General features: G+C 66.1%; 3 protein-coding genes. 2 read left to right on the top strand and 1 reads right to left on the bottom strand.

Annotation, left to right across the window (positions count from 1 at the left end; translation table 11 throughout):
• Positions 1 to 21 precede the first annotated feature (21 nt).
• On the top strand, positions 22 to 5,655 hold the full coding sequence (locus GGD40_RS25755; protein WP_179745544.1) for a non-ribosomal peptide synthetase: 5,634 nt from the start codon (positions 22 to 24) through the stop codon (positions 5,653 to 5,655).
• Positions 5,656 to 5,711: 56 nt separating this feature from the next.
• Here the strand turns inward: GGD40_RS25755 and GGD40_RS25750 are convergent, their stop codons facing one another.
• Positions 5,712 to 6,437, bottom strand: a complete 726-nt coding sequence (locus tag GGD40_RS25750; protein ID WP_257030578.1) for an AraC family transcriptional regulator — start codon at positions 6,435 to 6,437, stop codon at positions 5,712 to 5,714.
• A 274-nt stretch (positions 6,438 to 6,711) separates the two neighbouring features.
• On the opposite strand from GGD40_RS25750, the gene GGD40_RS25745 reads away from it, so the two are divergent.
• Positions 6,712 to 8,865 (top strand): TonB-dependent siderophore receptor, encoded by a 2,154-nt coding sequence (locus GGD40_RS25745; RefSeq protein ID WP_179745543.1) that lies wholly within the window; start codon positions 6,712 to 6,714, stop codon positions 8,863 to 8,865.
• Positions 8,866 to 8,941: the final 76 nt, after the last annotated feature.

The raw sequence follows: 8,941 nt of genomic DNA, 5'->3' as shown, positions 1-8,941 counted from the left end.
TGGCAAACAAAGGAATAGGTAATGAGTGTGAGTTCCGCACGTCAGGATGAAATGCTGGGGTTGGCTAAACAGTACGCGGCATTGCCCGCGGACAAGCGCGCGGTGTTCCGCCAGCGCGCGGCCGACAAGGGGTTGCCGGTCGACCGGCTGCCGATCGTCGCGTTGTCGCCGCGGCCGGGGCGCGCGCCGCTTTCGCATGCGCAGGAGCGTCTGTGGTTCATGTGGCGGCTCGATCCGTCGAGTTCGGCGTACAACGTGTCGCGCGCGGTGCGGATGGCCGGCGCGCTGAACCCGGATGCCGTGCGCGGCGTTTTCGAGCGGCTCGCGGTGCGGCATGAAAGTCTGCGTTCGCGCTTCGGCGAGGATCAGGGCGTGCCGTTTCAGATGGGTTTGCCCGCGCCGTTTGCCGATTCGCGCGAGGCCGTTTTCGACTGGCGTTTCGAGGATGTTTCGGCGAGCGAACCGAGCGCTCCGGAGAACGACGACACGCTGCTTCAGCGGCGCCTCGGCGAGCAGGCGCGCGAGCCGTTCGATCTGGAGAGTGGCCCGGTGATGCGCGTCGTGTTGACGCGTGTGGCCCCCAACCTGCATGTGCTGCAATTCACCGCGCACCATATCGTCACCGATGCCTGGTCGATGGATCTGCTCGGCCGCGAATTCGGGCAGTTGTACGCGGCCGGCGCTCACGGCGCGGAGACCGCGCTCGAACCGTTGCCGCTGCATTACGCGGACTTCGCGCTATGGCAGCGCGAGTGGGCCGGCGACCGTCGGGCCGATACCGAACTGGATTTCTGGCGCGACCGGCTGGGCGGCGAACGGAGTCTGCTGGCGTTGCCGCTGGATCGGGCTCGCACGGTCGATCGCAGCATGGAAGGCGCGCGTTGCGTGGTCGCGGTGCCGCGCGTCACGGCCGATGCGTTGCGGCGCATTGCGCGCACCCACGACGTGTCGCCGTTTGCTGCGTTGCTGGCGGTGTACTGCGTGCTGCTCGCGCGTTACAGCGGGCAGCAGGACTTTTGTGTCGGCGTGCCGGTGAGCGGCCGCGAGCGCGCGGAGACGCATGGGCTGGTCGGATTTTTCGTCAACACGCTGGTGATTCGCGCGGAGTTGTCGATGTCGATGACGGTCGGCGAACTGCTCGCGCATGTCGGCGAGCGTATCGCCGAAGCTCACGCGCATCAGGCCGTGCCGTTCGCGCGCGTAGTCGAAGCCTTGCAGCCGCAACGCGAACGCTCGCATTCGCCACTGTTTCAGACCCTGTTCAATTACGAGGTCGCGAGCCGCAGCGAGGAGACGGAGCTGGCGGGCTTGTCGATTCGCTCGGAAGCGGCGTCGACAAAAACGGCGCGTTTCGATCTGGTGCTTAACGTGCTGGATGACAGCGACGGTTTGCGCTTGACCTTTAATTACGCGGTCGATCTGTTCGACGCCTCGACGATCGAGCGGTTGAGCGGTCACTACGTGGGGTTGCTAGGGCAGATCTGTGAGGCGGGCGAGCGGCGGCTGTGCGAGCTGTCGATGAACGAGGGCGCGGGGGCATCAAGCGTGGCGCAGCGGATAACGTATCCGTATGCGTCGACGGTGTCGCGGTTCGAGACGCGGGCGCAGTCCTGTGGCGGGCAGCTTGCGCTGATCTGCGAGGACGAGCGCGTGAGCTACGCGCAACTCGATGGATGGGCGGACCGGCTCGGGGTCTCGCTGATGCAGGCGGGGATTGCGCACGAGGATCGTGTGGGCGTGTGTCTGGAGCGCTCGGCGGGGCTCGCCGCGGCGCTGCTGGGGATCTGGAAGGCGGGTGCTGCCCAGGTGCCGCTGGATCCGGCCTATCCGGAGGGCCGTCTGCGCGAGATGATCGAGGACGCGGGCGTGCGCTGCGTGATCGTCGATGCGGCGAGTGCGCAGCGGCTGGCGTCGGTGCTCGAAGGATGCGCGCAGGTGCGGATCGTGGACGAAGGCGCTGCGCCCGATGAGCGTGCCGTGAGCGCGTTGCGCGAGCGTAGCGCGTCGATCCATCCGGACCAGCTGGCGTACGTGATCTACACGTCGGGCTCGACCGGGCGGCCCAAGGGCGTGGCGGTCAGCCAGCGTTCGCTGTCGCTGCATCTGGACGACTTCATCGGGACCTACGGGATTTCGGCGCAGGACACGCTGCTGCAGTCGTCGACGATCAACTTCGACGTGGCGCTGCACGAACTGCTCCCCGCCCTGCTGATGGGCGGGCGCGTGTGCATGCGCGGCGCGTCGGCGTGGGACCTGCAGGCGCTCAGCGGCGCCCTCGCGGCCCATCAGGTGACGTTCTCGCGGATTCCGACCGCGCTGTGGCAGCAGTGGCTGGGCGATGCGCCCTCGCGTGAATCGCTGCCCGCGCTGCGGCAGATCACGGTGGGCGGCGAAGGGCTGCCGGGCGATGCGCTGGCGCGCTGGTTCCGGGGCGGCCTGGCGTCGGTGCGGCTGGACAATCTGTACGGCCCGACCGAGACGAGCGTGGCGGCGCTGTATCGACGCACGCAGCCCGAAGATATCCACCATGTGAGCGCGCCGATCGGTGTGGCGTATCCGGGGCGCAGTGTCTGCGTGCTGGACGCGTACGGTAATGAAGTGCCGGTGGGCGGGCTCGGTGAGTTGTGCATCGGGGGCGATTCGCTCGCGCGTGGCTATCTGGGTCGCGCGGGACTGAGCGCGGAGCGCTTCGTGCCGTCGCCGTACGGTCACGGCGAGCGGCTGTATCGCAGCGGCGACCTGTGCCGTCTGCGCGCGGATGGCTGCATCGAGTATCTGGGGCGGCTGGACCAGCAGGTGAAGCTGCGCGGTTACCGGATCGAACTGGGCGAGATCGAAGTGCAGTTGCGCGGCTGTGCCGGAGTGGAGCAGGCGGTGGTGGCGCTACGTGGGGAAGGTGAGCGTCGTCGGCTGGTGGCGTACTGGGTGGGCGAGGCGCAGGCGGGGGAGCTGCAGGCGGCGTTGCAGGCGCGTCTGCCGGGGTACATGGTGCCGGGCGGGTGGATGAAGCTCGCGCATCTGCCGGTGATGGCCAACGGCAAACTGGACCGGGCCGCGTTGCCGGCGCCGCGCGAGGATCAGGAAGTGCAGAGCGTGGCCCCGCGCAGTGAGCGCGAAGCGCAGTTGCGCGACATCTGGGCGGCGGTGCTGGGCCGTGAGGCGCAGCCGCCTGGCGTGACGCAGAACTTCTTCGAGGCGGGGGGCGATTCGATCGTGAGCCTGCAACTGATCGCGAAGGCGCGGCAGGTGGGACTGAGGCTGACGCCGAAGCAGGTGTTCGATCATCCGACGATCGAGGCGCAGGCGCGCGTGGCGGTGGCGCTGTCGGAGTCGGGCGAGGGCGAGGGGGCGGGGCAGGATGAGTTGCACGAAGCGGTGCCGCTGACGCCAATCCAGCAGTGGTTCTTTGAACGGTTTGCGCAGGCGCCGTCGCACTGGAATCAGGCGGTGCTGCTCCGCGTGCGGGGTGGTCTGGATGAGGCGGTGCTGGAGCGTGCGTTGCAGGTGCTGGTGGCGCGGCACGATGCGCTGCGGTTGCGGTTTGCGCGCGAAGCTGGGACGGAAGCTACAACCGGTACGGGTGGCTGGAGGCAACGGGTGGTCCCCGTGGCGCCGGTCACGGTCGATGCGATGGCGGCCACGCGTCTGGTCGAACGGATCAGCGTAGGCGACGCCGACGGCTGGGAGCGGGCGCTGTACGACGCCTGCACGCAGGTGCAACAGCAACTGGACCTGGAGAACGGTCCGCTACTGAAGGCGGCGTCTCTGGACGTAGGCCGTCACGGCCAGCGAGTGCTGCTGGCGATCCACCATCTGGCGGTCGACGGCGTGTCGTGGCGGATCCTGCTCGACCAGTTGCAGCAGGCGTATGAGCAGGCGGAGCGCGGCGAGGCGATCGGGATCGGCGCCCGCAGCACACCGTTCAGCGTGTGGAGCGTGCGTCAGCAGGAGTACGGCATGCGTGCCGAGCGGCTGGCGGAACTGGGCTGGTGGCAGCAGCGGCTGACGGGGGTGACGCCGTGGCCGGCGCTGCGGACGGAGCAGACGGAGCAGACGGAGCAGACGGAGCAGACGGAGCAGACGGAGCAAACGGAGCAAACGGTGGTGGGCGAAGCGGTGCAAATTGGCGCCACGCAAACGCACACCACGCAAACCCACACGCTGCGTCTGGACGCACCGACCACGTCGGCCCTGCTCTACGACAGCAGCCGCAACACGGGCCTGACGCCGGAAGTGCTGCTGCTGGCGGCCCTCACGCAAACCCTGTCGCAACGCAGCGGGCAATCGCGCGTGCTGATCGAACTGGAAGGCCACGGCCGGGAAGATGTGCTCGACGACATCGACCTGACGCGCACGGTCGGCTGGTTCACGACGCGTTATCCGGTGGTCTTCGAAGCCACGGCAGACGACCCGACGCAAACACTGCACACGGTGCGCGCGTCGCTCGCCGCGGTGCCGCAACGCGGGCTGCACTGGGGCCTGCTGGAAGCCCGCGGGGCGATCGACCCGGCCGTGCGTGAAGCCCTCGCGGGCCTGCCGCGAGCGCGGGTCGGCTTCAACTACCTCGGGCAGTTCGACGCGAGCCTGCCGGATTCATCGCGCTTTGCGTTCGCCGACGAAGCGGGTGGCGATTCGGCGCAAGCGAATCTGCAGGACGCGCAGGTCAAGGTGCTGCAACTCGATGCGCTGGTGGCCGGCGGCGAACTCCAGATCAACTGGCGCTATCGCACTGCGCATCTCACGCAACCGGAAATCGAAGCGTGCGCGGCAGGCTTCCAGCACAACCTGCTCGCGATGATCGAGAGCACCGGCGCCTCCGCGCAGCGCGCAGCCCCCGCCGAGCCGCACCTTTTCTCGTCGCGCTACGCTGTCGACGTCGACGACGAATCGGGCATCTGGGTTCAACGCTTCAATGCCGAGTCGGCGGTCAACGTCACGCAGCCGCTCCGTGCGGATGGACGACTTCCCGCCGGCCTCCTGGCACTGAACAGCCTGCGCGCGCCGGGGCGGCTTTTCTGTATCCATCCCGGATACGGACTGGTCGCCGAATACAGTTACCTCGCGGAAGCGCTCAACGGCGTGGCCACCGTCTACGCGATCCAGTCGCCGATGTTCTCCGACAGCACATGGTTGGTGGGCAGCTTCGAGGCGCTCGCGCGCGATTACGTCGAGCGAATCCGCGCGGTCCAGCCGCACGGGCCTTACCGGCTGCTCGGCTGGTCCTTCGGCGGGCGGGTTGCCGTGGCAATGGCAGCCTGTCTGGAAGCGCAGGGCGAGACGGTCGACCTGGTCGGTCTTGGCGATACCGCCTCGCATTTCAGCTTGCCGCCTTCGTCCGAGGGGCGCGCCGACCACTCCGAGGCGGACAGCGAATCCGCCGACATGCCGGCGTTTTCGCGCGCGTTGCGGCTGGCCATGCGGGTCGACGCGTATCACGTGGCATTGCTCCGCGAACACGCGTTGCCGCGCATCGTCGCCCCCATCACGCTATGGCGGGCCGCGCAAAGCGAGGTGGGACCCGAGCGCCGTCTCGACTGGGCTCATCACACCGCCGGTCAATACCGGGAGACGCTGGTGAGCGCGGCGCACTCGACCATCCTGAGGCAAGCCTTGCTTCACGACGAACTGCGCGCCTGGTTCGCGGCGCGCCGCTGAGCGGCAAGCGGTGAACGCCGGCCGCGCGCTCACCGCCCGCACGCCGCAACGTACGCTCAGTTTCGCCTGAGCAGCCGTTGCGGCGTCTCGCCGATCTCCCGGCGAAACATCGCAATGAAACTGCTGCTGCTCTGATAGCCGAGTTCCTCGGCGACCTTCGACACCGGGTTGCCGACAGCCAGCCGCGACATCGCTTCCACGAGGCGCAACTGCTGGCGCCATTGTCCGAACGTCAAGCCCGTTTCCTGGCGGAACAGCCGCGCGAGCGTGCGCGCGCTCGCGCCGACGTTCGCGCTCCATTCGTCGAGCGTGTCGTCGTTGGCGGGCGCGGCGAGCAACTGGCTGCAGATCGCCCGCAAGCGGCGATCGCTCGGCAGCGGCAAGCCGCCTTGCGTGGTCGCTTCCGCGTCGCGCAGCACCGTCAGCAACAGCGGCGCGATGTGCGCGCCGAGGCTGTCCGGGCCGTATTCGGGCGGCTCTTGCGCCAGCGCCATGATCAGCTCGTGCATCAGCGGCTTGACCCGCACCACGCGGCAGGTCGGCCACAGCCACGGCGCCGCGTCGGGCTCCAGATACGCGCTGTAGGAATTGACCTCGCCGATGGCGTGGATTTCGTGATCGACGCCGGGCGGCAGCCAGATGGCGCGCATTGGCGGCAGCATCCAGCTACCTTTCGGCGTGAGCACGCGGGCCGCGCCTTCCACCGCATAAAACAACTGCGCCTGCTCATGCGAGTGCCAGATTTCGCGGTGGCCGTTCGCGTATGCCGAACCGCGCGCCATGACCGGGCGCGGTTGCCTTCGATACTCGAAGCCGAATTGTTCTCTCCAGATCGGATCCATATTTTCCCTGATAGCTGTCAGCCAAAACTTGTCCGTTTCGCGATGTTTGATGGCAAGACAGCGTGTTCCAACCGAACTTATCATTCCATGTCCGTTTTCATTCCGCAAGTAATTACGAAACGGAATAGGAACGATTATCATTACGATTAAAATTACACGTCAGTAAATCACTCTTGGAAAGGGTTTGGAGATGCGCGATCGGGGAACGAATCGGATGACGCGGCTGCAGTGGGCGATGGCAACGGTGTGGCTAACCGCCGCCGCTGCCGCTCATGCGCAGGCCACGCCGGAGACCACCACACCAGCCGGCAATACGACCGGCAGCAACACGGGTAACCACACACTGCCGGCCGTCGTCGTGACGGCGCCGAGCAGCAGCGACACGGAAACGTTCGGCTACGTCGCCAGGCACAGCACCGCCGGTTCGAAGACGAACACGCCGCTGATCGAGACGCCGCAGTCGGTTTCGGTCGTCACGCGTCAGCAGATGGACGACCAGGCCGCGCAAACGGTGGATGCCGCGTTGCGCTATGTGCCGGGCGTCACCACTCAGGACAACGACATTCGCTTCGACCAGATCACGGCGCGCGGTTTCGATCTCGGCAACGACACCTACCTCGACGGCATGCGTCTCATGCGCACGACCTGGTATGCGTCGCCGCGTGTCGATCCGTACTTCCTCGACCGTATCGATGTGGTCCGCGGTCCGATTTCGGTGCTGTACGGGCAGGGTAGCCCGGGCGGCGCCGTGCTGATGTCGAGCAAGCTGCCGACCGATTATCCGTTCCACGAAGTGCAGATGCAGATCGGCAACAACAACCGCTATCAGGGCATGTTCGACTTGAGCGGCCCGGTCGACAAGAACGGCACGATTCTGTACCGCGTGACGGGTCTGGTGCGCGACTCCGACACGCAAACCGATCATGTCAAGGAACAGCGGATCGCGATCGCGCCGTCGGTGACGTTCCGCCCGAACAAGGACACGACCTTCACGCTGCTCGGCAGCTATCAGGACGATCCGCAAGGCGGTCTGTTCAACCCGGTGCCGGCCTCCGGCACGGTGCTGCCGAACCCGAACGGCACGATTTCGTCGCACGACTACCTGGGCAACCCCGATACCGACCGCCTCAAGCGTCAGCAGTTCACGATCGGCTACCTGTTCGAGCATGCGTTCAACGACACCTTCACGGTTCGTCAGAACGTGCGCTATCTGCGTCAGGACATCAAGTACTACCAGAACTCGATCTTCGGTTCACTGGCGGCCGACGGGCGCACGGCGGGTCTGTTCACCAACAACAACGACGAGCATCTGACCAACATCACGATCGACACGCAAGGCCAGGCCAAATTCAACACGGGCGTGGTCAACCACACCGTGCTGTTCGGCTTCGACGTCGAGCGCGTTATGGACAGCATCAGTCGCGGCTTTGGGCTCGGCACGATCGATATCTTCGCGCCGAACTACAGCAACGTGCCGTACGTGACGGACAGCACCAAGCAGAACATCGCGCAGACGCAGTTGGGCTTGTATGCGCAGGACCAGTTGCGCTACAAGCGCTGGACCATGACGCTCGGCGTTCGCCAGGACTGGGTGCGCGGGACCAATACGCTCGACGGCGCCGGCACGAACAGCCAGCAGCACGCCTTCACGTATCGCGCGGGCCTGAACTACGAGTTCGAATCCGGTATCGCGCCGTACGTGAGTTTTGCGAAATCGTTCCAGCCGTATGCCGGCGCGAACTTCAACGGCTCGCCGTTCGAACCGACTCGCGGCAAGGAATACGAAATCGGCGTGAAGTACCAGCCGAAGGGTTACAACGCGCTCTTCTCGGTGGCCGCATTCGATCTGCGTCAACAGAACGTCGAGACGGCGGACAACGACCATCCGGGCTTCACGAATCAGACGGGCGAGATCCGTTCGCGCGGTTTCGAAGCGGAAGCACGCCTTGCGCTGACCGACAACCTCAACATGATCGCGTCGTATGCGTTCCTGAACCAGACGGTCACGGCGGCCGGGACCGGCGACTCGTCGCTGCCGGTGGGCAGCCGACCGCCGGGCGGCGATCCGACCAACATGGCGTCGCTCTGGCTGGACTACACGTTGCACGCGGGTAATCTGCGCGGTCTCGGCTTCGGCGGCGGTGCGCGCTATATCAGCTCGACGTACGGCGATCCGGGCAATACGTTCAAGGTGCCGAGCCACTTCCTCGTGGATGCGGCGGTCCACTACGACATTCGCAACTGGCGCTTTGCAGTCAACGCAAACAATCTGTTCAACCGTCAGTACATTGCGTACTGCAACAGCGGCATGCAGTGTTACTTCGGTTCGGACAGATCCGTGATAGGAACGGCCCGATATCAATGGTAAGTGTTAAACGGCAGGATGCCGGGGCGTCGTGGCCCGGCACGGTATTGTCTCAATTGGCCCACCGACGGCAGGCAGG

This window comes from Paraburkholderia bryophila (assembly GCF_013409255.1).
In the GTDB taxonomy this organism is placed as follows: domain Bacteria; phylum Pseudomonadota; class Gammaproteobacteria; order Burkholderiales; family Burkholderiaceae; genus Paraburkholderia.
Note: the sequence above shows the minus strand (reverse complement) of the source record. Positions and strands in the feature narration are given on the sequence as shown.

Excerpts from the sequence above, each read along its gene's own strand:
- GGD40_RS25745 (WP_179745543.1), top strand. The coding sequence starts at position 6,712 with ATGACGCGGCTGCAGTGGGCGATGGCAACGGTGTGGCTAACCGCCGCC.
- GGD40_RS25755 (WP_179745544.1), top strand. The coding sequence starts at position 22 with ATGAGTGTGAGTTCCGCACGTCAGGATGAAATGCTGGGGTTGGCTAAA.
- GGD40_RS25750 (WP_257030578.1), bottom strand. The coding sequence starts at position 6,437 with ATGGCGCGCGGTTCGGCATACGCGAACGGCCACCGCGAAATCTGGCAC.